Raw genomic sequence first — 25,831 nt, forward strand, 5'->3', positions numbered from 1 at the left:
CCCATGATCCGTGTCCTGCTCGCCGACGACCAGGAGCTCGTCCGCGCCGGCATCCGGCTCGTCCTGCGGCACGCCGACGACATCGAGGTGGTCGCGGAGACCTCCGGCGGCCACGACGCCGTCGCGCTCGCCCTGCGGCACAGGGTCGACGTGGCCCTCCTCGACATCCAGATGGCCGCCGTCGACGGGCTCACCGCCGCCGAGCGGATGGCCGCCGAGGCGCCGTCGGTCCGGGTGGTCATGCTGACCACGTTCGGCGAGGACGGGTACGTGCGCCGGGCGCTGCGGGCCGGGGCCGTCGGCTTCCTGCTCAAGGACAGCACCCCGCAGGAGCTGATCCAGGCCGTGCGGCTGGCGGCGGCCGGCAGGCACGTCGCGTCGCCGGAGATCACAGGACAGTTGATCCGGGGGTACCTGGACGGCGCGGCCCCGTCCGGTGACCCGCACCGGGAACGGCTCGCCGTGCTCACGGAGCGGGAGCTGGAGATCCTCGCCCTGGTCGGGACCGGCGCGTCCAACGCCGAGATCGGGCAGCGGCTGTTCCTGGGCGAGGGCACGGTCAAGGCGCACGTGAGCCGGATCCTGACCAAGCTCGGCTGCGCGAACCGGGTGCAGGCGGCCGTGCTCGCGCACGAGGCCCGGTTGTCGCCGGGGTCCCCGTGACTTTCGGCCACGGCCCGTAGACGAAAGGCAGTGTCCGGGGGCGCTCCGGCGGCGGACGATGGACGGGTAACGCCTGCTCACCGCCGTGTCCCGCACGGCTCCGCCACCTGGAGACGCCCATGACCGCAACCCACGACTCCCCCCGCCCCTCCCGCCGGGCCCTGCTGGGCTCGATGGGCGCGGGCGCGGCCGGGCTCGCCGTCGGTGCCCTGGCCGGGGCCACCCCGGCGGGTGCGGCGGGCCCGCGCTGGCGGGTGGGTCCCGACGACGCCCGGCACGCCCGGACCTGGATGTCGTGGCCGGCGAACCGGTCGATCTGGGGCCGGGACCTGCCCGGGATCCAGGACGACATCGCGTTGATCGCGAGCACGATCGCGGCCTACGAGCCCGTGGTGATGTGCGCCATCGACGACCGGGCCGCCGCCGACGCCCGGGCCCTGTGCGGGCGCGGGGTCACCGTGACCAGCGAGATCCCCACCGACGACCTGTGGATGCGCGACTCGTGCGCCGTGTTCCGCACCGACGGCGCGGGCGGGCTCGACGCCCACGGCCTGCGGTTCAACGGCTGGGGCCGCAAGCAGCGGCACTCCAACGACGCGCGGGTCGCCCGGTACGTCGCGGAGTACGCGGAGCTGCCGTTCGGGACGGCGGCGTTCGTCGGCGAGGGCGGCGCGATCGAGACCGACGGCGACGGCACCGTGATGGCGACCGAGAGCAGCCTCGTCAACCGCAACCGCAACCCGGGCATGAGCCGGCAGCAGGTGGAGAAGGCGGTGCTGGCCGCCTACGGCGCGGACAAGATGCTCTGGGTGCCCGGCATCCGGGGCGAGGACATCACCGACGACCACATCGACGTCACCTCCCGCTTCATCCGGCCGGGCGTCGTCATGGTGCAGCTGCCCCCGGCGGGCCGGAACGACGTCTGGGCCCGGGACGCGCGCGAACAGCACGCGATCCTGTCCGCCGCCACCGACGCCCGGGGCCGCCGGCTGCGCGTGGTCACCGTCGAGGGGCCCGACACCGTGCGGTCGCGGAAGGACACGTTCGTGGACTCCTACCTCAACTTCCACGTGGTCAACGGCGCCGTGCTCACCGCCCAGTTCGGGGACCGGGTGAAGGACGCGGCGGCCCGGGCGGCCCTGGCGGCGGCGTATCCCGGGCGGGAGGTCGTCCAGCTCGACGTGGACCGGCTGATGTCCGGCGGCGGCGGGATCCACTGCTCGACGATGCAGGAGCCGCTGGTCTAGCACGGGATCGGCCACGGTCGCGGGGCCACTTCGGTACCGTGAAAATCAAACCACTATTTCCTGGAGTACCCCAAATGTCAGGTTTTATGGTGTCCCGGCGGACGGTGCTGCGCTCCCTGGCGGGGGCCGGCGCGGTGGCCCTCGGCGTGGCCGGCTGCTCCTCGCCCGACGACGAGGCCGGGCCCGACCCCGCGCCGGCCACCGGCAACCCCACCGGCCGGCGGTTCGGCGCCGAATGGGAGCAGCACGCCCGCACCTTCATGGCCTGGCCCGCGTCCACCGGCATCTGGGGCGGCCAGCTCGGGGCCGTCCGCCAGGACATCGCCGGGATCGCCCGCGCCGTCGCCCGCTACGAACCGGTGGTCCTCCTCGCCCGCCCCGGCCAGGAGGACGAGGCCCGCCGGGCGTGCGGCACGGACGTCGAGGTCGTCCCGATCCCCGTCGACGACCTGTGGACCCGCGACACGGTGCCGGTGTTCGTCGAGGAGGGCGGCAAGGTCCTGGGCGTCGACTTCAACTTCAGCGGCTGGGGCGGCAAACAGCAGCACGCCAACGACGGCCAGGTCGCCCGCGCCGTCCTCGGCAAGTACGGCATCGGGCGGATCGAGACACCCGTCGTCGCCGAGGGCGGCTCGTTCGAGACCGACGGACAGGGCACGCTCCTGGTCACCGAGAGCTCCGTGGTCAACGACAACCGCAACCGGGGCCGGACCCGCCAGCAGATCGAGGCGGACCTCATCGCCGCCCTGGGCGTCCGGAAGGTGATCTGGCTCGCGGGCGTGCGCGGCGAGGACATCACCGACGCGCACGTCGACACCCTGGTCCGCTACGTCGCACCCGGCGTCGTGCTCCTCGACAAGCCCGCCCCCGACTCGCCCCCGGACGTGTGGTCCCGCTCCATCGACCAGGCCAGAGGGGTCCTGAAGGACGCCACGGACGCGCGCGGCAAGGGCATCGAGGTCATCGACCTGCCGCAGCCGGACCCCGACCGGATCACCGGGAAGGGCGAGGAGTTCGTGTCCTCCTACGTCAACTTCTACGTCGCCAACAAGGCCGTCCTCCTGCCCGCGTTCGGGGACGCGGCGGCCGACGACCGGGCCAAGCAGATCCTGCGGGACCACTTTCCGGACCGGGAGATCGTGCAGTTGAAGATCGACACGATCGCGTCCGGGGGTGGGGGGATCCACTGCTCCACGCATGACCAGCCCAGCGGGCCTACGGGCTGACCGGGTCGGCCGGGCCGGTGTCGGGTGTCGCCACGGGGTGACCGCTTCCCCCGGAGCGAAGTCGGGTGTCGTCGCGGGCTGACGCGCATCGGCAGGGCCGGGGTCGGGCGTCGTTCCGGGGTGGCCCGCTCCCGGGCCGGTGTCAGACCTCGTTACGGGGTCACCCGCTCCCGGGCCGATGTCAGACCTCGTATCGGAGGCCGCTCCCGGGCCGATGCCAGGCCTCGTAACGGAGGCCGCGCCCGGGCCGAAGTCGGGCGTGTGTTCCGGAATGGCCCGCTCCAGGGCCGGGGGCGACGTGCCCGTCAGGAACAAGCCACTCGACGCCGGTGCCCCTCCGGACCGTGGCCACGGAATTCCGCCACCTCGCGCCACAGGGGACCCCCGTGCACCTCGATCCGACCCGGGCCGTCCCGGCGGCGGACCTCCCGCCGGTGACGCCGGCCTTCCCACCGTCGCCGCCGGCCCTCGCGCCGTTGCGGTCCGAAGACCCGAGCGAGATCGGCGGGTACCGTCTGCACGCTCTCCTCGGCTCCGGCGGGATGGGCCGGGTCTACCTGGCCCACACCCCGGGCGGCCGGCCGGTGGCCCTCAAGACGGTGCGCCCGGAGTTCGCCGGGGACCGCGAGTTCCGGGCCCGGTTCGCGCACGAGGTCGCCAACGCCCGACGCGTCCACGGCCTCTACACGGCACAGGTGATCGACGCCGGCACCGAGGACGAGGTGCCCTGGCTGGCCACCGCGTACGTGCCCGGCCCGTCGGTGCTGCAGGTCGTGCGCGACCACGGGGCGCTGCCGGTCCGCACCGTACTCCTGCTGATGGGCGGCATCGCCGAGGCGTTGCAGGCCGTCCACCGGGCCGGGGTCGTGCACCGCGACCTCAAGCCGGCCAACGTGCTGATCGCCGCCGACGGGCCGCGCGTGATCGACTTCGGGATCGCCCGGGCGGCCGACGCGGTCGCGCTCACCGGGACGGGACTCGTCGTCGGCTCCCCCGCGTACATGGCTCCCGAACAGGTCCTCGACCTGCCCGTCACCCCGGCCGCCGACATCTTCGCGCTCGGCGCCCTGGCCGCGTTCGCCGCGGGCGGGACACCCCCGTTCTCCGGCGGACCGGACAACGCAGCCCTGTACCGGGTGGTGCACGAGCCGCCGGACCTCCGCCGGGTACCCGGCACGCTGCGTGGATTGTTGGAGCGGTGTCTGGCCAAGGATCCCGGGAGCCGGCCGACACCGGCCGGGATCATCGACTTCGCGCGCGGGCATCCCGAGGTGGGCGGGCAGCTGCGGTTCTCCGGGGACTGGCTGCCCGGGCCGGTCAGTGCCGACGTCACGCTGCGGGCGGATGGGGCGCCGCAGGTCGCGACTGTGGTGGCGCCGTCGTTGACGGTGGTGTCTCCGTCTCCGTCTCCCACGCCGATGCCGATGCCGATGCCGACAGTGGCGATGATGGCGACGGCGGCGGAGAAGACGGCGCCCGTGCCGCACGCGACCGCACGGATGCCGGCCGTCCGGCGGAGCTGGGGAGCTACGGGGACATCCGGGGACGGGTCGGGGGTGGCGGGCTCCGGGAACGGCGGGGGCCGTGGGCCCGGTGAGCCCGATAGGCGCGATAGGCGCGGTCGGGACGGCATTGGACCCGGCGAGCCCAGTGAGCTCGATGGGCTCGATCGGCTCGATCGGCACGGTCGGGGTGGTCGGGGTGGTCGGGGTGGTCGGGGCGGCATTGGACCCGGTGAGCCCGATGAGCGCGATGGGCACGGTCGGGGCGGCGTTCGGCCCGATGGGAGCGTTGGGCCCGGTGAGCCCTGGGGCGGCGGTGGGCGCGATGGCGGTGGGGAAGGCAGTAGGCGCGGGGGTGGCGGTTGGCGTGGTGCGGGCACCTCCTGGCGGAAAATGGGCCTGGTCGCGGCGGTCATGGCCGTGGTCGGGACGGTCGGTGGTGTCATGCTGACCGACCGTCTGGACCGGTTCCTCGACGGTCCGGGGGTCGGTGCCGGGAGTGCCTCCGGTCCGGGGGCGGCCGGGTTCCCCGGTGCGTCGGGTTCGCCGCAGGCAGGGAGTGGTCCGCCGCCCGGTGCTCCGACGCCGGGTGGTCCGACGCCGGGCGCCTCGGCGGGGCCCGGAAACGGCGCGGCTCCGGGCACCCCGGCCGGATACGCCGTCGTGTACACCGCTGTGACGCTGTCCGCGCCGGACGACAGCTACGACTTCGATATCGGTACCGGCACGTTGACCGCCGCGGAGTCGACCTCGTGGGCGGTGGGGCACACGGGCGGCGAGTTCCTGGCCCCCGACGCCAGCGACGCGTACATCGCCGGGCCCGGCCCGCTGAGCGCGGCGCAGTGTTCCGTCGGAGTCGACCAGCGTCCCGTGACGAGGCTGGCGTTCGCCGACCTGCCTGCCGGCCGGGCGTTCTGTGTGCGTTCGCGTGCCAGCCGTGACATCGCGGTGGTGCGGGTCGTCGAGGCGGGCGCCGGTGGCCCCGTGACCGTGTCCATGGACTACTACCGCAACTCCGGCTGACCGCCAGGGCCCAGGGCCGGGGCACAGGGCACGGGCCGGGGCACGAGGCGAGGCATGGGCCGGGACACGAAACACGGGGCACGGGGCAGGGCACGGGCCGGGGCACGGGGCAGGGCACGGGCCGGGGCACGGGGCAGGGCACGGGCCGGGGCACGGGGCAGGGCACGGGCCGGGGCACGGGGCAGGGCACGAGGCGGGGCACGAGGCGGGGCACGGGGCACGGGGCACGGCACGGGCCGGGGCACGGGGCAGGGCACGAGGCAGGGCACGAGGCGGGCTGGGGCACAGGGTTTCGCAGCTCGGCGGGAACCGGTGGCAGGTTCTGGCTCCGGCGGGCGGGGCGGGGGTGATCTGGCAAGGCAGGTGGTGACCCGTTGCCGAGGTGCCGAGAAATGCCTGGGCGGGCAATCGCCGCGCCGGTGCCTCCGCTGGGCCGTCCAGAGAGTCGGCGGCCCGCGACAACCGTGATCGGCCGGCGACGGGGCCCGGCGAAAGTCGGCTGTTTGTGTCGGTGGTCGGTGGCAGGATCACTCGGTATGGCAGGTGCTAGCAGTTCTCAGCTGAAGACCGTGGTGTTCGACGCGCGCGACCACCGGGGCCTGGCCCGGTTCTACGTCGCCCTGACCGGCGGCGAGGAGCGCTACGCCGACGACGAGTGGGTGACGGCGTTCACCGGCGACGGTTGGCGGCTCGGTTTCCAGGCCGCCCCCGACCATGTCCCGCCGCAGTGGCCCGACCAGGGGCACCCGCAGCAGATGCACCTGGACTTCCAGGTCGCCGACCTGTCCGCGGCCACGGCGGAGGCCGAGAGGCTCGGCGCGGTCAGGCTCGGCGGCGGTGACACCGTCACCGTGCTGGCCGACCCGGCCGGGCACCCGTTCTGCCTGTGCGCGCACGAGCAGGCCGAGCCCATCAGGACGTTCGCGGTCAACATCGACTGCCCGGACGGTGCACCGCTGTCGGCGTTCTACGCGGCGCTGCTCGGGTACCAGGTCAAGTACCAACAGGACAAGATGGCCTGGATCGGTACCGGGAAACCGGCCCCCATGGGCGAGATCCTCTTCCAGCCGGTGCCCGACTACAACGCTCCCCGGTGGCCGGATCCGGAGCACCCGCAGCAGGTGCACCTGGACATCATGGTCGCCGACATCGAAGAGGGCGAGCGTCGGGTACTGGAACTCGGCGCGACCCGCCTACCGGGCGAGGGCGAGAACTGGCGGGTGTACGCGGACCCCGACGGCCACCCGTTCTGCCTACTCTGGACGGCCTGACCCGACGCGGACCAGCGGCGGCGCGGCGGAGGTAGCGTGCACTCCCTGCGCCACCGCAGGCCGGCACCGGCACCGGCACCGATGGAGCATGCATCCCCGCCACACCACCTCCGTGCCGGTGTCGGGAGGACTGGCTGAACCACCGCGGGGCCACCACCGGAAGCCATGCCGACCCTGAACCGCCTCAGGTCCGCCTCGCACAGGCCGTGCCCTCGCTCCGCAGCCGACAGGCCCTGCCCCGCAGGCAGTGAGCCTGGCCCTCTACTCACCGGGCACCAACCCCGCCGCCCGCACGCGTGCCCTCCCACCAAGCCTCCGGTAGACAGCACAGGCGGTCAGCGCGGCCCACTGCCCGGTGGGCGCTCGCGCCCCGCAGCCGGTGGGCCACGCCCCGAACGCCCCACCGTCAGGCCGGCGCCGCACGGGCACGCCCACCTCCGCACGGCCCGTGACATGCCTGCTCCAGGCCGACACCTGTCCGGCGCGGTCACACCCGACGGGGCGGGCGACCTCTGGTACCCGTCACAGGTTGAAGGGGCTGGAATTGCCGCCCGTCCCTTCCGCGCGCGGCCCCGCGCCGAAGGGACGGGCGCCCACTACGGCAGCGGTTCCTGCATGGTGACGCAGTGCCCGCCGCCGCCGCCCTCGCCGTGCAGCTGGTCGAGGTTGAGCTGGATGACGGTCTTGCCCGGGAACGCCGCACCGATCGCGGCCTTCGCCGCCGCGTCCTTGGCGGTGTCGCCGAACTGGGCCGTGATGACGGTGCTGTTGGTCTCGACCCAGTTGACGTAGGAGTTGAGGAAGGTGTCCCAGCGGCTGCGCGGCCAGCGGGGCAGGTTGTCCGGGTTCTGCAGGGTCAGGACCTGGAGGCGGCGGCCCTTCGCGTCCGTCGCGTTGACGAGGGTGTTGTGGATCGCGCGGGCGTTCGTGGCCCACGGGCCGGTCGCGCCGGGGGCGGGCAGCTGGGCCATGACGACGCCGGGGCGGACGAACCGGGCGGTCGCGTCGATGTGGTCGTCGGTGATGTCGTTCGGGTCGAGGTAGCCCGGGCACCAGATCATCTTGGTGGCGCCGAACATGTGGAGGAGTTCGGCCTCGATCTCCGCGCGGGACCAGCCGGGGTTGCGGTTGGAGTTCACCCAGCAGGTCTCGGTGGCGAAGAGGGTGCCGTCGCCGTCGTACTCGAGCCCGCCGCCCTCGCCCGTGACGTACGACGGGGTGAACGGGGACACGCCGGCGTAGGACGCGGCGCGCTGGGCGACGTACTTGTCCTTGCTGGCGGTCTGCTTGTTGCCCCAGCCGTTGAAGTTCAGGCCGATGGCGTCGCGCCCGCCCGCGCCGTTCACCCGGAACAGCGGGCCGGAGTCGCGCATCCAGCAGTCGTTGACCGGGATCGAGCTGATCACGGTGACGGTCGAACCGCAGGCGCTGCGGGCCTTGGACGCGTTCGTCGTGCCGTCGGCGCACATGACGACCGGCTCGTACTTGGCGATCTCCTTGGCCAGCTTGGCGATGTCACCCTGGATCTTGGTCAGCAGCGAGCTGCCCCAGATCGACGTGCTGGAGGGCCAGGCCATCCAGGTGCGCTTGTGGGGGGCGTGTTCGCCGGGGACGACGAACGTGCCGGCGGCCGCCAGGCGACCGGAGTGCGCGGGGCGGCCGGCGCTCGCCGGGCTGCCGGAGAACAGCGCGTCACCGGCGACCCCGGCCACCACACCGGCGGCGGCCGTCGCGCCCACAGCGGTCATGAACGACCGTCTGCTGAACCCCGGGCTGGGGTCCCGTTCTGAGTTGACCATCCGTCTCTCCTCTTGGGCGTCCCGCCTCCGCCTGAGGGGTAGCTTCTAGGACGCCGTACTAGATTGAGTATCATGAGTGCCCCCGCCTGCGTCAATGCCAATCTTGGTTGGCAACCTAGAATTTCCGGGGGGTGTTCCGGCGGGCTGGTCCGGGGGCGGAAGCTGCGAAGAAACCTTCGAGAAACGGCGGGGTGGCCGGGGTTCGGCGCCGTTTCACGCGGGCGCGGGTGCCGATGCGGGTGCCGGTGGCGACGCGGGTGCAGGCGCAGGCGCCAGTGTGGGCAGACGCGGGTGCGAGCGAGGCCGGGACTGACTACATCTCGCGGGCCACGGGCAGGCTGTGCCGCACGTCCACGCCCAGGCCCGGCCCGCAAGCGCGGGCTCACCGCCACAGCGCCGGACAGGACCGGTGAAGTCACGGCTACGTGGGCGACCGGCGCACCATCGACTACGGCGGGCAGGGGCGCCGAGCTGTCACGCGCACTGTCGACCGGGCCGGCGGCGGCCGCTGTCCCGCCGACTGGCGAACAGGGCACATACCGCCGTGAGTGACGACCGAACGTCGACGCACCGCCGATGGGCGCCGCCCGGATCCCGGCGCGCTATCCCGTGGGCCCGCCCAGCAGCGTCCGGGCCGCCGCGCGGACCAGGCGGAGCAGGTCGACCCGGGTGAACCCCGGCGCCCCGAGCGTGAGCTTGATCGACAGCCCGTCGATCATGGCGGACAGCGACATGGCCACCGCGACGTGGTCGGCGGCGACGAAGGCACCGCGCCCGACCCCGTACCCGATCACGTCGACCAGGATGTCCCGCCACCGCGCGTCCAGCTCGTCGAGCACCTTGGCGACGTCCCCGTCGAGGGCCGCCTCGAGCCACACCTGGAGCCACAGGACCCAGCCGGGGTCGCGGATGCCCTGGGCGGCGGACAGTTCGACGAGGCGGTCCAGCCGGTCCCACGGGTCGCCGATGTCGGCCAGCTGACGGGCCGCCTCGGCCGCGAGTTCCTCCTCGCTGGCGCGGATCGCCCGCATCAGCATGTCGATCTTCGAGGGGAAGTAGTAGGTGACGTGTCCGGGGCTCATCCCGGCCCGTTCGGCGACGTCGGAGACCCGGACGTTGGCCAGGCCCCGCTCGGCGATCACCTGGGCCGCGGCCCTGATGACGAGCTCCTCGCGCTCCTTGCCCTTCGAACGTCGTGCGGTCACCGGCACCTCTCCTCCCAGACAGTTCCACATCCTATGACCGGCGCCGCCGGGCGTCGCGGAGCCGTCGGCGCCGGGCTCCCGTCAGCGCAGCACGGAGATGTCCACCCCTTCGGGTACCTGCTGGGTGATGCAGTGCGGACCCCCGCCGCCGAGCGCGATGGTCGCCCCGGGCACCGCGACGACCTCCCGCCCCGGGTACACCTCGGCGAGGGTCTTGAGCGCCGCCTCGTCGGTGCCGTCGCCGTTCACCGGCACGATCACCGCGCCGTTGGCCAGGTAGTGGTTGGCGTAGGACACGGCGGCGTCCGGGCCCGGGTCGAGGAGGCTGACCCGGAAGGCGCGGCCGGCGGCGTCCGGGGCCGCGCGGAGGGCGGCCAGGTTGTCGCGGGCGCGGGCGTACTCCGAGGCGTCCGGGGCGTCCGGCGCCTCCAGGAGCACGTGGCCGGGGCCGACGAGCTGGGCCACCCCGTCGATGTGGCCGTCCGTACCCTCGGGGCCGACGTCGAAGCTGTGCCCGTACGGCAGCCAGACGACCGTGTCGGCGCCGAGGTAGTCGCACAGGCCGCGCTCGATCCCGTACCGGTCGAGGTGGGGGTTGCGGTTGGGGTTGAGCAGGCACTGTTCGGTGGTCAGCACGGTGCCCTCGCCGTCGACGTAGAACGCGCCGCCCTCCAGGACGAACGGGGCGTGGAAGACCCGCAGCCCGAGGCGCTCGCCGATCCGGGTCGCGAGCCGCGCGTCGTCGTCGTGCGGGTGCCACCGGCCGCCCCACGCGTTGAACCCGAACTGCACGACCGCGACCTCACCGGCGGCGTCGCGGACGAACACCGGCCCGCTGTCTCGGCTCCACGAGTCGTTGATCGGGATCTCGACCGGCACGATGTCGGCGGTGCCGCACAGGTCGCGGACCTCGGCGGCCGTGCCGGGCTGGCAGACCATGAGGACGGGTTCGAAGTCGGCGACGGCCCGGGCGACGGCCGCGTAGTCCCCCTTCACCTCCTGGAGCTTCTCGCCCCACAGCTCCGGCCGGGCGGGCCAGGCCATCAGGCAGGCGGCGTGCGGCGCCCACTCCGGCGGCATCCGGAAGCCCGCCTCCGCCGGCGTGATCTTCGGGTTCTGGACCATCTCGCTTCTCCCTTGCCTCGGCATCGCGGTCACTATATCTTGGATGACAACCAAGAAAGTCGCCACAGCTAGGGGACGCCATGAACCTCGGACCAGCCGGGCCCGACCCCCGGTCGCTCACGGAACGCTGGGCGGCCCTGTGGCCGGAGTGCGCGCCGGTCCCCACCCGGCTCCGGGCGGCGTATCCGGATCGGTGGGTCAGGTTCCGCACCCTCCCCGAGGGCCGGCGCTGCCCCGATTCCGAGAACGAGTACGCGGCGGTCCTCGCCCGGCACGACACCGTGCTGGGCGACCTGGCGGACCGCCCGCTGCTCGTGTTCACCGCCGGCTACTCCGAGACCCTCCCGCCCGGTGACCGGGACCAGGAGATCACAGACCTCCAACCACACGGGGTGTACTGGACGAGCGTGCTCCTCACGGACCAGCGCACCGGCTACGAGGTCCACCAGCACCTGTACGCGAGCCGGACCGGCTGGTCCCCGGGCTGCCTGGACCCGCTGCTGCGCCATGTCGCCGGCGACCTGGCCGCGACGGTGCTCGTGGCGGACGCCGAACTGCGGTGGCTGTACCACCCGTTCGCCGGGGGCATGGACGTGATCCTGCCGACCCGGGAGCTGCGGGACGGACTGGCGGCCCGGCACGCCCGGTGGACGTCCCCGGGCGCACCCGGGTCCGACCCGACCTCCCGCCCGGGTTCCGGCCGACCGTCCACCGCCTGACCCTCCACCACCCGGGCCCCGGCCCGCCCGTCCACCACCCGGCCCGCGCGCCCAACGCCGCGTCGCTCCCGGCCCCGGGCCAGCTCGCCCTCCCCTGGAGCCCCGCATGCCCCCACCGACCGGCGCCGACCCCCGCCCGTTCGTCGTCATCGGCACCACGGTCGTCGCCAAGCGCGTCTGCGGCACCCTCGCGAGCCTGGGCGAGGACGTCCTGCACCTCGCCGAACCCACCGAGGACGACCTGCGCGCCGCGACCGCCCGCCGGCCGCGCGGCGTCGCGATCCTGGTGCACGACGACGTCGCGTGCCTGCGGTACGCGCTGACCGTCGCGCACATGCGGCCCCAGGTCCGGCTCGTTGTGTCCATTTTCGACCGGACGGTCGCCGAGCAGCTGCGCCGCGTGATGCCGGCCTGCGTGATCGCGTCCCCGGCGGACGTGGCCGCCCCCACGCTGGCCGCCGCGTGCCTGAACACGGACCTGCTCGCCGTGTGGCGCGCCCCGGACGGCCCGACCGGGGTGCGCCGGACCCCCGACGGGTTCGCCGTGACCGGGTACCCGCTGCCGGGGCACCTCCGGTGGCGTACCCGTCTGGGGCGGTTGCGCGGGCAGCTCCGGCCGCACGACAGCGGCTCCCGGATGCTGCTCGCCGGTCTCGCGGGTCTGGCGGCCGTCCTGTCGGCGGACTGGCTCTGGCTGTTCCTGCGCCACCACCTGGATCCGGTCACCGCCCTGTACGAGGCCGTCCGGGTGGTGGCCACCGTCGGTCCGGCCGACGATCCGGGGACCTCGGTCCGGTACCGGCTCTTCGCGGCGGCCGCCATGCTGGCCACGATCGTGTTCACCGCGGTCTTCACGGCCGGCATCGTGCACCGCGCGCTCAACGGCAGGACCTTCGGGCTGATCGGACACCGCGCGCCGCCCGTGGACGGGCACGTGGTGGTCGTCGGCATGGGCCAGGTCGGGCTGCGGCTGTGCCTGGCGCTGAAGGACCTCGGGATCGGGGTCGTCGCCGTGGAACGCGACCCGGACGCCGACAACCTGAGGATCGCCAAACAGAGCCGCGTCCCGGTACTGGTCGCGCACGGCAGCGACCGCCGGGTACTGACCCGCCTCCGGCTGCACCGGGCCATCGCGCTGGCCGTGGTCGGCTCCGACGAACTGGACAACATCGCGGTCGCGCTGACCGGGCTGGCCGTCGCGCCGCGGGTCCGGGTCGTGCTGCGCGCCGGGGACAGCGAGGCGATGGCCGAGACCCGCTCGCTGTTCCGGATCGCCGAGATCCGCGACGTGACGGCCATGTCCGCGACCTTCGTGGTGCTGGCCCTGCGCCGGGTGGACCCGGCGCACCTGTGCAGCGACGGCCTGCACGTGTACGCCCAGCTCGGGGGCGCCGAGTTCGCCGAGTGCACGTCGGGGGTGGCCGCCGCGTGCCGCCACCTGGAGTTCGCCCCCGGCGCGGCGGGCTGACCCTCCGCCTCCGGTCGGCCGACCGACCCTCCGCGCCGGGCTGGACCTTTTCCCAGTGGCCGGGCTCTCCGCACCCGCCCAGCGGAATTCCGGCCACACAGGGCCGGGAGCAGCCTCTTCGGATGCTCCATAGTGGTCGGCGCGCCCCGGAGGCGTACCCATCTAGGGATTGTCCCTGAGTCTTTTCAGGGGTTCGTCCCCGCCGGCCACCGATGCGCCTAGGGTCCCCGCCCCGGCAGGCTCTCGATCATGAACGAGATCACCGACCTGCTGCACCAGGTCATGGGCTCCCCGTGGATCTACGTCGCCCTCTTCGCGCTCGCGTTCCTCGACGGCTTCTTCCCCGTCGTCCCCGGCGAGACCGCCGTCATCACGGCCGGCGTCTTCGCGGCCACCGGTTCGCCGAACCTCTACGGCGTCATCGCGGTCGCCGCCGTCGGCGCGTTCCTCGGCGACCACGTCTCCTACGCGATCGGCCGCACCTTCGGCGCCAGGATGCTGGGCCGGGTCAAGCCGAACACCCGGCGGCACCGCGCCCTGACCAGGGCCCGGGAGGCGATCGACGTCCGGGGCGGGATGATCCTGGTGGTCGCGCGCTACATCCCAGGCGGGCGCACAGCGGTCACGCTCACGATGGGCTCGATGGGCTTCCCGCTGCGCAGGTTCGCGTTCTACGACGCGTTCGCGGCCCTGTCGTGGGCGATCTACTCGACGCTGATCGGGTACTTCGGCGGGCTCGCGTTCGAGCAGGATCCGTTGCTGGGGCTGCTGCTCGGGTTGGGGATCGCGGTATCGATCACGGCGGTCACGGAGCTGGTCCGGTTCGTGCTGGCCCGGCGGGGGCGGCGGGCGGCCGCGCCGGACCGCGAGCTCGTCGGGGCGGAACACTAGCCCCTCCACCGCGCAGGACTTTCGACGGGTACGGGCGCACTCTCCTTGATCAACTTGTGTACCCTGCCGGTCGGCACCCTTCGCGTGTCGACTGTCCACCTGGGGAAGGACCCTGTTGTGAAGACCCTCGCAAGGATCGGCGCGCTCGTCACACTCACCGCCGCCGCGGTGTTCGGCGTCACCGGCCCGGCCAGCGCCGGCCCGTCGGGCTGTTCGAGCGTCACCCAGATCGGCTCGACGGGCGTCGCGTACATCGGCGGCTCGCCGTTCGCGTCGGTCAAGCAGTTCAAGGGCTGCGGCAAGAACTACGCCTACGCGTACGTGTGGACCAGCTACCGCGACAGCCACAGCTCGTGGGAGATCTGCGCCGCCATCGTCGTGAACAACCGGTTCAACGACGGCAACTGCTCCTCGGGCCGGCCGGTCGAGGTGTGGTCCTGGGGCGCGAACACGCTGACCGCGTGCACGCACGCGAGCGGCTGGTGGGAGGGCGTGACCGCCGCGCGGACCGACGAGCGCTGCTAGTCGCGGCGGCGGAGGCCGGCGGCGCGGTGACCCGGGCCGCCGCCCCGTCGTGCGGGACGGCCGGAGGGATCGTCCGGGCCGGATCCGGTACCCGTCTTAAATCCCTTATGGAAACACACAGGAGCACTTAACCGATCGTTCCCGATACTTCACCCTGCGGTCCGGCACGTCCGGTTGCGTCCCCGAGGAGCCGTGGCCGCGTCGTGTCACAACTACACCCAGGAGCCGTCGATGGCGACCCGAACACGCCTGCGCCGTTCACTGTCCGGGGCGGACATGGTGATGTTCGGGCTGGTGGCGATGGTGCCGCTGGCCCCGTTCGGGGCGTTCGGGCAGATGTACCAGGTCAGCGGCGGCATGATCGCCCTCGGGTACCTGGCCGGGGCGGCGGTGGCCGTCGTCACCGCGTACGGGTACGCGGCCCTGACCCGCGCCGCGCCGTCCGCCGGTTCCGTGTACCACTTCGGCACCGCGCTGATCGGCCGGCCGGTCGGGTTCCTCGGCGGCTGGGTGACCCTGCTGTGCTACCTCGGCGCGCCGACGCTGGCGTGCGTGGTGACCGGGTACACCCTGTCGGCCCTCGTTCCGGCCGTGCCCTGGTGGCTGTGGGCGGTCGTGTTCGTCGGGGTCGGCGGGGCGGTCAACTGCCTGGGCACCCGGGTCACGATGCGGGTGATCCGGGTGCTGCTGGCGGTGGAGCTGTTCATTCTCGCCGTCGTGCTCCTGTTCGGGGTGCTCACCCTGGCCATGGGCGTCAACCAGGGCCTGCGGCTCACCCCGTTGTACGACCCGGCGACCTTCACCGCGGGCACGGTGACCGGTTCCCTGGCGTTGGCGGTCTTCGGCTTCGTCGGGTTCGACGGCGTGGCCACGCTCGCCGAGGAGGGCCGGGACGGCACGGCCGGGACCGCCCGCGCGATCGTGGTCGCCGCGCTCGCCGCCGCCACGGTCTTCGTCGTGCAGAGCTGGGTCTTCACCCTGTTCGTGGACGCGGAGACCAGCGGGCGGCTGCTCGCCGGGGGCGACCCGGCCGGCACGGCCCTCCTGGACATCGCCACCGGCTTCGGCGGCCCCCTCGTCGCGGTGGCCTGCGCGGTGTCCCTGTCCCTCGCGATGGGCATGGCGGGCGTCCCGGTGCAGGCCTCCGCCGCCCGGATCCTGTACGCCATGGCGCGCGACGGGCACCTGCCGAGCCGCCTGGCGCGGTTGAGCCCCGGTCGCGGGGTGCCCGCCACCGCCACCGTGGTCGGCGCCGTGGTCTCGGCGGCGGGTGTGGGCCTGATGGCGATCGGCCCGGAGGTGGGCGGGTACCTCACCGACACGGTGTTCGACGCCGCCCTGGGCATGTTCCTGCTCGTCCACGTGTGCTGGGCGGTGCACCTGGTCCGCACGCACCTCCGGGCCGCGCTCCCGCGCCTGCTCGGCCCGGTCGGCGGCGCGGCCGTCACGGTCTACCTGCTGTACCGGATGTGGAGCCCCACCACCGTCGTCCTCGGCGTCTGGCTGCTCGCCGGGCTGGCCGCGCTCGGGTACGGCTGGCTCCGCCGTCGGCGCACCGCCACCACCCGGCCGGGGACCGCGCCGGACGGGCCGAACGTGGGCCCGTACCCCTTCGTGTGGTTGGGGCGGTTCACGCTCTCCCTCGCCGAGGTCGGCAGGGTGCAGGCGCTGGTGGCCGTCGGCTACCGGCACGGCCGGGGCGACATCCTGGACCTGCGGTTCCACCCGGCCGACGCCCCGGCCTGGCAGCCGTTCCTCGACGGGCTCGTGCAGCGCGGCCTCGCCGGGGTCCGGCTCGTCAGCTCCGACGACCACGACGGCCTGCCCGGGGCGGTCGGCGAGGCGCTGCCGGCGGCCCGGTGGCTGTGGCGGGTGCTCCCCCAGACCCACGACCTGGTGCACCGGGCCGCGCCCGAGAAGCAGCTCTGGCTGGCCGCCCGGCTCCGGGGTCTCGTCGACGAGCACGACACGACGGGTACCCGCAACCGGCTGACGGCGTTCGTCGCCGCCCTGCGCGCCGAAGCCCCCGACCTCGCCGGACACCTGTGGGCGGCCCGCGAGGAACTGGTCACCCACCCGCTGTGCGCGCCCGACGCGCCGTGCGACCGGCGGCACTCCCCGTACCAGGCCAGCCGGGCCATCCAGCGGCGCCTCGACGGGACCGGGGCCTTCGACGACGCCGCGCACGCCGCCGCCGCGCTCACCGAGCTGGTCGAGCACGTGGCCGGGTCCGCCGCCCGGCGGGGTGAGCTGCCGGTCGGCGCCGGGCGGGGTGAACTGCCGGTCGGCGCCCGGCCGGTCGCCGACGTGCCCCCGGCGTGAGGACGGCCCCGCCGGAGAGGACTCCGACGGGGCCGGCACGGGGGCGCCACCGCGTCGACCGTTCCGGGACACCGAATTGTCCGGAGAGCGAGGCCTCCGGCACGTCGGACGGCTGATGATCATCCGGCGGCCCCCGGGCATGGCGCGGAGTTCACCCGCTGTTCGGCCGGGTGGACTTGGATCGGGGCATCCGTACCCGACTTCCGGAGGTTGCACGTGCGCGCCCTCACCTTCACGGCGGCCGCGGCGACGCTGGCCCTGCTCGCCGCCGGTTCGCCGGCCGCCAGCCAGCCGCCACCCGCGACCGGCGCGGCCTGCTCCGCAGACGCCGCGCTGCTCGGTTTCTCCGACCAGCTCGACAAGACCACTTTCGAGGGTACGGCCGTCGCCGGCCTGTCCGCGGTGGCCTTCAACCGGCCCGGCGAGCGCCCGTTCGCGCTGGTCGACAACATCGGCACCACCCCGGCCCGGATGTACGAGCTGGACCTCGCCGCGAACTCGGCGGCCGTCAAGGACGTCATCACGCTGACCCGCCCCGACGGCACCCCCTACACCGGGGCGGACTTCGACGGCGAGGGCCTGGTCGTGGAGGCCAGCGCCCGCTACGCGTGGGCCAGCTCCGAGACCGAGCCCTCGATCCGCCGGTTCCGGCTGCGCGACGGCCGCCAGGTGGACGAGCTGCCCGTGCCGGCCCGGTTCCGGGTCGCCCCCGCCGGGGAGGCCGTGCGCAACCAGACGTTCGAGGCGCTGACCCTGAGCCCGAACGGCCGCGACCTGTACGCCGGCATGGAGGGCGCCCTCGCCGCCGACGGCCCCGGCCGCAACCGCGTGCTGCACTACCGCGACTCCCAGCTCGTCGGCCAGTACGCCTACCAGCCCGACGCCGGCCTCGGCCTCGTCGAGCTCACGGCCCTCGGGGACGACCAGCTGCTGGCCCTGGAGCGCGGCTTCACCCCGGGCGTGGGCAACACCGTCCGGGTGTACCGGGTGTCCGCCACCGGCGTCCCCGACGTCACCGACACCGCCTCGCTGGGCACGCTGAACGACCCGCGCGCCTTCCTCGGCAAGCAGCTGCTGTTCGACCTGGGCGCCTGCCCGGCGTCCGGCGCGACCGCGAAGCAGCCGCAGCCGAACCCGCTGCTGGACAACGTGGAGGGCATGGCCCTCGGCGCGGAGCTGCCCGGCGGCCGGCGCGCCCTGCACCTGATCTCCGACGACAATGGCAGCGCCACCCAGATCACCCGGACCTACACGTTCAGCGTCCAGCTGCGCGCCGAGGCCCGGCTGCTGTCCCGGGCGATCCTGTCGGCCACCGCGTACCAGCCGGGTCCGGTCTCCGGCACCCAGCTGTCCACCGCCCCGGTCAACGGGATCAGCGCGCCGTTCCCCGGCCAGCCGATCCCCGGCTTCTCCGCCGTGCTCCAGGGCAAGGACGGCCGGCTGCTGGCCATGCCGGACAACGGCTTCGGCACCAAGGGCAACTCGGCGGACTTCCTGCTCCGCGCGTACGACATCACCCCGCGCTACCACCAGCACGAGGTCAAGGTGAACGGGTTCATCAGCTTCGCGGACCCCGACCACAAGGTGCCGTTCCCGCTGACCCGCCCGGACCGGCTGCTCACCGGCGCGGACTTCGACATCGAGTCCATGGCCCGCGACGCGCGCGGCGACCTGTGGCTGGGCGAGGAGTTCGGCCCGTACCTGATCCGCACCGACCCGAACGGCAAGGTGCTCCAGGCGCCGATCCCGCTGCCCGACGGCGGCAAGTCCCCGCAGTCCCCGGACCTGAAGCCGGGCGAGGAGCCGACCGTGCGGGGCGGCCGGGGCTTCGAGGCCCTGGCGGTCAGCGCCGACGGCTGGACCCTGTACCCGATCCTGGAGGGCCCGAAGACCGACGACCCCGACCAGCGCCGGCGGATCGTCTACGAGTTCGACGTGAAGGCCAACGCGTACACGTCGCGGACCTGGTCGTTGCGGGTGGACAGCCCCGAGCTGGTCGTGGGCGACGCCGCGGTGCTCGACGGCCGCCGCCTCGTCTTCATCGAGCGCGACAACGAGATGGGCCGCGCCTCGCGGATCAAGAGGCTGGTGGTCACGGACCTCGACCAGGTCGGCGCCGACGGGTACCTGCCCCGGCGCACCGCCGTGGACCTGATGCGGATCGCCGACCCCCGGGAGCTGTCCGGGCCGGCCCGCCCGGGCGAGTACGGCGTCGGCCCGCTGTTCTCCTTCCCGCTCCAGTCGGTGGAGACCGTCCTGCCGCTGGGCGGGGACCGGGTGCTCGTCGCCAACGACAACAACTTCCCGGGCAACGACGGGCGGATCCCTGGCCGGGCCGACGACACGGAGCTGATCGTGATCGAGGTGCCGGGCCTGCGGGACCGGTGACCTGACCCGACGCGGAGCCCCGTCCCGGCGGTCATGCCGGGGCGGGGCTCCGCCGTGCGCGGCCCCGCCCGGCGTCCCGGGTCACCGCCCGCGCCCGCCCCTCCGTCTCCGGCGCGGGCGACGCGGTGGCGGCGGAGGCGGCGGCCGGGTCGGATACGACGGTTCCGGAGGCAGGGGCTTCGCGGCGAACCAGCTGAGCGCGAACAGCACGGCCACGAACGGGAGCGGATACGTCCAGGCCCAGGGCGAGATTCCGCCCTCCTCCTCGACGACCTCCACCGGGACCGGGTGGAACAGTCCCTCGGGATCCACCACCACCGCGATCGTGCCGCCCACCGGATGGCGCCCGCCCACCTGCGCGTGGCCCGGGATCCGCCGGCCCTCGCCGTCGGCGAGGGTGAGCACCCGGTCCTGCCCCTTGCCGTGTTCCTTGCGCTCGGCGACCACGGTCGCGTCGATCGTGACGCCCCGGGCGGCGAGCACGGACTCCGGCACCGCGAGGGCCGGGACCACGAACAGGAAGAAGGCCAGCACCCACACGCCGGCCAGCCAGCCAGCCCGGGCCGTTTCACCGAACAGGGTGAGGGAGAGGGTCAGGGCGCCGATGTAGGCCGTCAGCCACACCACGAACTGGGTGTCCAGCGCGAACGTGGTGCTGGCCCCGATGACCGGCAACGTCATCGCCACCAGCTGGATCGCCACCATCCCGCCGAACGTCACCAGCCGCGAGGGCGGGTCCCGCTGAAGCCACATGCGCCCGGATCCTCCCTGGTCGTCGTCGCGGGACCGCCCGCCCCGGACCACGACGCGGGGTCGCCCACGGGCGAAGAACGACCCTACCCGAGGGGTACGCCGGCCGCCCGCCCCCGACCGTCGGGAAAACGGACCACATCCGGCACACCGAGTCGTCGATCTTGCCCGGTCCGTCGATCTACAGTGGAGTCAATCCCGGCGATCGGGTCCGGGTCGTACTATCGGGGAGTATTTCATGTTCTCAGCGAGGAGAGCCGTCGTCGCGGTCGTGGCGGCCGCCGCCTTCGGAGTGCTCGGGCTGACGGCGCCGGCCTCCGCCGACATCACCATCAACCACTACGTCGCGACCATCTCGAACGGCACCTGGTCCTTCAAGGTGCACCTGAGTGAGCAGACCGACATCACCGAGGCGTTCGCGTCGCTGAACAACACGAGCAACAAGCACGTCAACGGCGCGATCCTGCGCACCGGCCCCGAGTACAACGTGGGCTACAGCTGGCACCTGGACAGCCACGACGTGAACTTCGTGGACATCTCCATGGAGATCTGCGACGGCAGCCCGCAGGACGTCGAGGACGGCACCCTCAGCGGCGACCGGTACTGCCCGTGGGGCGGTCGGGTCGTCGCGATGGAGAAGGTCACCTTCTAGGCCACGGTTCCCGGCGGGCCGGCACGCGGGGCCGCCGGCCCGCCGGGAACCGGGAGCCCCGCCGTAGGACGGCGGGGCTCCGCCGTCAGCCGCCCAGCGCCACGGCGTCGGCGTCCGCCTCGAAGTTCAGGTGCACGGCGCGGGTCTGGAACCCCAGTTCCCGGTTGATCCGCAGCATCGCCGCGTTGTCGGACGCGTTGGCGGTGTGGACCCGCTCCACCTCCGGGTACCCGGCGGCGATCCGGGCGAGCATCGCCGTCTTCATCGCCATGCCGAGGCCGTGGCCCCGGTGCGCGGCCAGCACGGCGGTGTCGTCCTGCTGCGCGGTCGCGACGCCGGCCCGGACGTTGACGACGGTGTGGCCGACGACCTGGCCACTGGCCTCGTGCACGGCGGCCACCACCAGGTGCGCCAGGCCCGCGTCGCGGCAGGCGGCCTCCTGGTCGCGGACCTGCCGGCCCGTCCAGCGCGGCGGCCGGTAGCTCATCTGGTGGAACGGGGCGTCCTCGATCGCCTGCCGGGCGTGGGCGTAGGAGTCGAGCAGTTCGTCGGGGGCGTCGCCGGTCCAGGCCTCCAGGCGGTACCCGGCGGCCGGCGTGGTCGGCTCGGGCGGGCCCGCGAACTCCAACAGCTGGACGTGGTGCAGCGAGACCCGCCGGAATCCGCGCCGCTCCGCCCAGGCCGGGCCCGGGCCGGCCTGGTTGACGCACGGGGTCAGCAGCCGGGGCCGGCCGACGGGTCCGGCGGACCGCACCGGGGGCGCGAGGAGGGCGGAGCCGACTCCCCTGCCACGGTGGGCGGGGTGCACGTTGACGCAGATCGCGGCGAGCCCGTCGTTGGGGTCCTGGAGTTCGGCCAGCCAGGACAGGCCGACGAGTTCGCCCTCCTCGCGGGCCACCCAGAACTGGTGCCTGCCGGGCCATGACGGCTGGTTGCGCAGCAGCGAGTCGGCGCTGGCCCGGGCGGGCACGGGGAACTGGGGGGCGTCGGTGGCCACGGTCGCGGCGCGCAGCCGGTAGTGGGCATCGAAGTCGGACTCGGGCGCGGTGTGGGGATCGAACGGCTCGACGATCATCGCACCAAGCTAACCGATCGACCGCCGTCCGGCTGTCCCTCGACGGACCGACGGCGCCCGGACCCGCGCCGGACCCGCCGGGCACCGGGTTCGGCAGGTGGCGCAACGGGGGTGTGGGTGGACGTTCTCGCAGGTCAGTACCCGTGAAGAAGGTTTTTGGGTGGCGGAACTCCCGCACTATTCCACATTTCCTATCGGGTAAGTATGGTTTCCCCCGTGCTCACCTCCCCGCCCCCACGGCCGACCCCGGACGCCGCCGCGCCGACCGGGCCCGGCAGGTCGCGGACGTGCTCCGGCACCAGATCCTGGCCGGGGCGTTCGCCACCCGCGCGCTGCCCAAGGAGGAGGCGCTGAGCCGCGAGTTCGCGGTGTCGCGCAACACCGTCCGGGAGGCGCTGGCGCTGCTGCGGGACGAGGGGCTCGTCGAGCGCTGCCCCGGGGTCGGTACGACGGTGGCCCGGGAGAAGTACCCGCACGGGCTGCACCGGCTCCTCGGCCTCAACGAGACCCTGCACGAGCACGGCGAGATCACCAACGAGGTGCGCGCCGTCGACCTGGTCCGCCCGCCGTCCTCGGTGGCCGAACGGCTCGGCACCGGCACCGAGCCCGTCGTCTACATCGAGCGGCTCCGCAGGCTGGACGGCACGCCGCTGTCCCTCCGCCCCGCTGGCCTCGGCCGTCCGGCTGTCGGGCACGCCGACGGTGTCGTTGCAGGCGGCCGTGACCAACCGGCCCGACGCGAACCTGACCGCGCTGCTCGTCGACTACGGCACCGGCACCCCGGTCATCGTCACCCGGGGCTGGCTCGACCCGCAGAACCGGACCGGCGCGGACGTCACGACGCCGTTGACGCAGGGAACGGAGTACACGCTGCGGTTCGACATGCAGCCCAAGGACCACGTGTTCGCGGCCGGCCGGCGGATCGGCCTCGTGGTGATCTCCACCGACTCCGAGTTCACGCTCCGCCCGCTCGGCGGCACCGGACTGCGGCTCGCCCCCGGGTACAGCTCGCTGACCGTGCCCGTGGTGGGCCTCAACCCGGGCACCGTGGTCTTCGGCGACGACTTCGAGACCGACCGGGGCTGGCAGGTCAACGCCGACGGCACCGACACCGCGACCGCCGGCCGGTTCGAGCGGGCCAACCCCGAGACCACCACCAGCGGCGGGACGATCCAGGAGGGCACCACCCCGTCGGGCTCGTACGACCTGGTCACCGGGGCGCTCGCCGGAGCCTCGGTCGGGGCCAACGACCTCGACGGCGGGCTCACCAGCGTCCGGTCGCCGGCCATCACGCTGGCCGCCGGATCCTCCTACACCCTGAGCTTCGCGTGCTACCTGGCGCACCTGAACAACGCGTCGGGCGCCGACTACCTGCGGGTCCGGATCGTGCACGCCGGCGGCACCACGACCGTGTTCACCCGGGTCGGCGCGGCCAGCCAGGTCGGGGCCGCGTGGACCGTGGAGTCGGTGGACCTGACCGCGTACGCCGGGCAGAGCGTCCGGATCCTGGTCGAGGCCAACGACACCGATCCCGGGTCGCTGCTGGAGGCCGGGGTGGACGACGTGCGGGTGCTGCGGGTCTGACCGGGGCCGACCGGGGCGGGTGGACCCGGCCGCCGCCGTGGTAGCCGCTCCGGGTGGGCTCGGCCAGCGGGGCGGGTGGACACGGCTGGCGGGGTGGGCGGACACGGCTCGCGGGGAGGAACGGCTCGGCCGGAAGGCCGGGTGGGCTCGGCCGCCGGGGTGGGCGGGCTCGGCCGGCGGGGTTGGTGGACTCGGCTCGCGGGGTGGGTGGGCTCGGCTGGCGGGGTGGGTGGGCTCGGCCGCCCCGCCGGGAAGCCTGTTCCGGGCCGGGGCCGGGGTCGCCGCTCCGGGGCCGGGGCCGCGTCGCACCTGGGAAACCGGCCCCGCCCGTGGTCGGGTGGCGTAGATTCACGGGGATCGCCGACGCCCTGACCAGTACCTTTTCCTGGCGCACCTGAACGTGGCGGGCCCGACCGCGCGGTACCCATCCCTGAGAGGTCCTCGACCGTGACCGACTCCGAACTGACCGACCTGCGCCGACGCGCCGACGACGGCGACCCGGACGCGCTGGACGAACTCATCGAACTCGCCGGCGAGCGCGGCGACATGGCCGAACTGCGCCGCCTGTCCGACGGCGGCAACGCCACGGCCACCGACCAGCTGATCGAACTCGCCGGGGAACTGGGCGACATGGCCGAGCTGCGGCGGCTCGCCGACGACGGCAACCGGACCGCCGCCGACCAGCTGATCGAGGTCGCCACCGAGCTCGGCGACATGGCCGAACTGCGCCGGCTCGCCGACGCCGGCAACACCACCGCCGCCGAGCAGCTGGCCGAACTCACCGCCGAGTGAGGCCCGCGGTTCGGGGCTCGGGTGCGTGGTCGCGGTGCCCACCCGGGGCGTGACCGCTTTCGACGGGTCGGGGCGCGGGTGTGATGGCCGCGGTGCCCGTCAGGGGCGTAACCACTGTCGACCGGGCGGGGCGCGCCGGTCGCGCGGGCAACCGCTCTCCGTTCCCGCGACCGTCGGGTGGGACCGCGCTCTCCGCCTCTCGTCGGCACCGGACTCCAGCTCGGCGCCCGGGCGTACCCATCAGCGCTGTTCCATGGGTTTCCCCGGCGGCCTGCGGGGTTCCGTGGAGCGCTCCCCCGCAGCCGTTCCATACGGATCCGGGTGTTGCAAATGTGGAACACGGATCCGGCGGACGGCGGGTGTCACCCCTGTCGGGCGGCGCGGCGCGACCGTAGCGTGGTTCGCGGAGCGACCACTGCGAGCCACGGGGAGGATGCGGTGCGTGGACCGGACGAACGCCCGCCGACCGCGGCCGAGGAGCTGATCACCGCGATCGACGCGGCGTGGAAGGACTCCGACACCAGGCGGGCGGGGCGCCGCAGGGCCGTGCCCGGCCGCACCGAGGGTGGGGCGTCCGCGGGTGCGCCGCCGGGCGGAGTCACCGAGGGCCTCGGCGCGGGTGGCGTGGCCGTCGGGTCGTCCGGTGAGGTTGCCGCGTTTCCCGGCTCCGGTGCTGAACACGTCGCCTCCGGCGCCGTGCCCGCCGGTTGGGGTGCCATGCCCATCGGCTCGGGTGCCGGGACCGTCGATTCAGGTGCCGTGCCCGCCGGCTCGGGTGTCGTGCTCGCCGACCCGGGTGTCGTGACCGTCGGCTGGGGTGCCATGCCCGCCGACTCAGGTGACATGCCCGTTGACGCACATACCGCCCCAGCCGGCTCGGGTGTCGTGGCCGTCGGTTCGGCTACAGTGCCCGCCGGCTCAGTTCGCATGCCCATCACTGCGGGTGCCGTGCCCGTCGGCTCGGGCGCCGTGACCATTGGCTCGGGCGCCGTGCCCGCTGGCTCGGGCGCTGTGGCTCTCGGCGTCGGTGGCGAGTCCTTCGGCGTGGTTGGCATGTCGACCGGCCACGCTGTCGAGTCCTTCCGTCCTGGTGCCGTGCCGGTCGGCCCCGCCGCCGCACCTCTCGACACCGCTGACAGGGCGTGGGCGGAGGGTGGGGCGTAGTGAGGCTGCTGCCGGATCCCGCCGACCGGGTCGCGTGGGCCCAGCTCGTCGCCCTCGCCCGGGCGGTGCTGGACGACCACCACCGGGGCGAGGAGGACTCCTCGTGTGTCCGGTGCGCGGTGCGCTGGCCCTGTCACGCCGCCGACCTGGCCGACCTCGCACTGTCCACCGCACCCGGCCGCTGAGGAGCCGCGGGCCGTCGCACGTAGTCGTCAGGCCACCGCGCTCGTCGCCGAGGACCGCCTGAATACCGCACCCGGTCAAAGGTCCGGCGGACCGTGCCACCGGGCCCGGCAGCGGGTGCCGTCGCACCGGGCCGCCGTCGCCGACTCAGCGGGCGGTTCGTGCCCGCCCACCGAGCCAGCGACGCCGGCCCAACGGGCGGTTCGTGCCCGCCCACCGAGCCAGCGACGCCGGCCCAACGGGCGACTTGTGCCCGC

Annotated in this window: 20 protein-coding genes and 1 pseudogene; 16 read left to right on the plus strand and 5 right to left on the minus strand. The window is 73.9% G+C overall.

The features are described from left to right. The first annotated feature begins 3 nt into the window (after positions 1-3). The 5 genes from AB0M43_RS05540 to AB0M43_RS05560 all read left to right on the plus strand — a co-directional run bounded on the left by AB0M43_RS05540 (position 4) and on the right by AB0M43_RS05560 (position 6,932). Positions 4-663, plus strand: a complete 660-nt coding sequence (locus AB0M43_RS05540; RefSeq protein WP_363721447.1) for a response regulator transcription factor — start codon at positions 4-6, stop codon at positions 661-663. A gap of 119 nt (positions 664-782) precedes the next feature. After that, a complete protein-coding gene (locus AB0M43_RS05545) occupies positions 783-1,910 on the plus strand; it encodes an agmatine deiminase family protein (protein WP_363721449.1) in 1,128 nt (375 codons plus the stop codon). Positions 1,911-1,984: 74 nt separating this feature from the next. Beyond that, positions 1,985-3,136: an agmatine deiminase family protein gene (locus AB0M43_RS05550; protein ID WP_363721451.1), complete on the plus strand. Its 1,152-nt coding sequence runs from the start codon at positions 1,985-1,987 to the stop codon at positions 3,134-3,136. 386 nt (positions 3,137-3,522) lie between these two features. Beyond that, positions 3,523-5,661 carry a serine/threonine-protein kinase gene (locus tag AB0M43_RS05555; RefSeq protein WP_363721453.1) on the plus strand — a complete coding sequence of 713 codons (2,139 nt, stop codon included), beginning with the start codon at positions 3,523-3,525 and terminating at the stop codon, positions 5,659-5,661. A 536-nt stretch (positions 5,662-6,197) separates the two neighbouring features. Beyond that, a complete protein-coding gene (locus AB0M43_RS05560) occupies positions 6,198-6,932 on the plus strand; it encodes a VOC family protein (RefSeq protein ID WP_363721455.1) in 735 nt (244 codons plus the stop codon). Positions 6,933-7,528: 596 nt separating this feature from the next. Here the strand turns inward: AB0M43_RS05560 and AB0M43_RS05565 are convergent. The 3 genes from AB0M43_RS05565 to AB0M43_RS05575 form a co-directional block, all read right to left on the minus strand. Beyond that, positions 7,529-8,731 carry an agmatine deiminase family protein gene (locus AB0M43_RS05565; RefSeq protein ID WP_363721457.1) on the minus strand — a complete coding sequence of 401 codons (1,203 nt, stop codon included), beginning with the start codon at positions 8,729-8,731 and terminating at the stop codon, positions 7,529-7,531. 602 nt (positions 8,732-9,333) lie between these two features. Then, entirely contained in the window at positions 9,334-9,936 is a 603-nt protein-coding gene (locus AB0M43_RS05570; protein WP_363721459.1) for a TetR/AcrR family transcriptional regulator, read from the minus strand. Between the two features lie 81 nt (positions 9,937-10,017). Continuing rightward, entirely contained in the window at positions 10,018-11,061 is a 1,044-nt protein-coding gene (locus tag AB0M43_RS05575) for an agmatine deiminase family protein (RefSeq protein ID WP_363721461.1), read from the minus strand. Positions 11,062-11,141: 80 nt separating this feature from the next. Here AB0M43_RS05575 and AB0M43_RS05580 point away from each other — a divergent pair, with 80 nt between their 5' ends. From AB0M43_RS05580 to AB0M43_RS05605, 6 genes are all read left to right on the plus strand, one after another. After that, the gene (locus AB0M43_RS05580) at positions 11,142-11,780 is read left to right on the plus strand and encodes a hypothetical protein (protein WP_363721463.1); all 639 of its coding nucleotides are present in this window, start codon (positions 11,142-11,144) and stop codon (positions 11,778-11,780) included. Positions 11,781-11,886: 106 nt separating this feature from the next. After that, positions 11,887-13,248: an NAD-binding protein gene (locus AB0M43_RS05585; protein ID WP_363721464.1), complete on the plus strand. Its 1,362-nt coding sequence runs from the start codon at positions 11,887-11,889 to the stop codon at positions 13,246-13,248. A gap of 249 nt (positions 13,249-13,497) precedes the next feature. Then, the gene (locus AB0M43_RS05590; RefSeq protein WP_363721466.1) at positions 13,498-14,139 is read left to right on the plus strand and encodes a DedA family protein; all 642 of its coding nucleotides are present in this window, start codon (positions 13,498-13,500) and stop codon (positions 14,137-14,139) included. A gap of 117 nt (positions 14,140-14,256) precedes the next feature. Beyond that, a complete protein-coding gene (locus tag AB0M43_RS05595) occupies positions 14,257-14,664 on the plus strand; it encodes a hypothetical protein (RefSeq protein WP_363721467.1) in 408 nt (135 codons plus the stop codon). Positions 14,665-14,895: 231 nt separating this feature from the next. Continuing rightward, positions 14,896-16,986: an amino acid permease gene (locus AB0M43_RS05600; protein ID WP_363721469.1), complete on the plus strand. Its 2,091-nt coding sequence runs from the start codon at positions 14,896-14,898 to the stop codon at positions 16,984-16,986. Between the two features lie 216 nt (positions 16,987-17,202). Continuing rightward, positions 17,203-19,374 carry an esterase-like activity of phytase family protein gene (locus tag AB0M43_RS05605; protein ID WP_363721471.1) on the plus strand — a complete coding sequence of 724 codons (2,172 nt, stop codon included), beginning with the start codon at positions 17,203-17,205 and terminating at the stop codon, positions 19,372-19,374. An 81-nt stretch (positions 19,375-19,455) separates the two neighbouring features. Here the strand turns inward: AB0M43_RS05605 and AB0M43_RS05610 are convergent, their stop codons facing one another. Beyond that, positions 19,456-20,127: a hypothetical protein gene (locus AB0M43_RS05610; RefSeq protein WP_363721472.1), complete on the minus strand. Its 672-nt coding sequence runs from the start codon at positions 20,125-20,127 to the stop codon at positions 19,456-19,458. Between the two features lie 235 nt (positions 20,128-20,362). Here AB0M43_RS05610 and AB0M43_RS05615 point away from each other — a divergent pair, with 235 nt between their 5' ends. Beyond that, positions 20,363-20,776: a hypothetical protein gene (locus tag AB0M43_RS05615; protein ID WP_363721474.1), complete on the plus strand. Its 414-nt coding sequence runs from the start codon at positions 20,363-20,365 to the stop codon at positions 20,774-20,776. 85 nt (positions 20,777-20,861) lie between these two features. Here the strand turns inward: AB0M43_RS05615 and AB0M43_RS05620 are convergent, their stop codons facing one another. After that, positions 20,862-21,851: a GNAT family N-acetyltransferase gene (locus tag AB0M43_RS05620; RefSeq protein ID WP_363721475.1), complete on the minus strand. Its 990-nt coding sequence runs from the start codon at positions 21,849-21,851 to the stop codon at positions 20,862-20,864. A 287-nt stretch (positions 21,852-22,138) separates the two neighbouring features. Here AB0M43_RS05620 and AB0M43_RS05625 point away from each other — a divergent pair. The 4 genes and pseudogenes from AB0M43_RS05625 to AB0M43_RS05640 all read left to right on the plus strand — a co-directional run. Beyond that, positions 22,139-22,450: pseudogene (locus tag AB0M43_RS05625) on the plus strand (GntR family transcriptional regulator); the annotation flags it as partial. 103 nt (positions 22,451-22,553) lie between these two features. Beyond that, a complete protein-coding gene (locus AB0M43_RS05630; RefSeq protein WP_363721477.1) occupies positions 22,554-23,435 on the plus strand; it encodes a CocE/NonD family hydrolase C-terminal non-catalytic domain-containing protein in 882 nt (293 codons plus the stop codon). Positions 23,436-23,882: 447 nt separating this feature from the next. Beyond that, positions 23,883-24,227, plus strand: coding sequence for a hypothetical protein (locus AB0M43_RS05635; protein ID WP_363721479.1), 345 nt, complete (start codon positions 23,883-23,885; stop codon positions 24,225-24,227). A 1,163-nt stretch (positions 24,228-25,390) separates the two neighbouring features. Further along, on the plus strand, positions 25,391-25,576 hold the full coding sequence (locus tag AB0M43_RS05640) for a hypothetical protein (protein WP_363721481.1): 186 nt from the start codon (positions 25,391-25,393) through the stop codon (positions 25,574-25,576). Positions 25,577-25,831 lie beyond the last annotated feature (255 nt).

The organism is Longispora sp. NPDC051575, assembly GCF_040681875.1.
Classification (GTDB): domain Bacteria; phylum Actinomycetota; class Actinomycetes; order Mycobacteriales; family Micromonosporaceae; genus Longispora.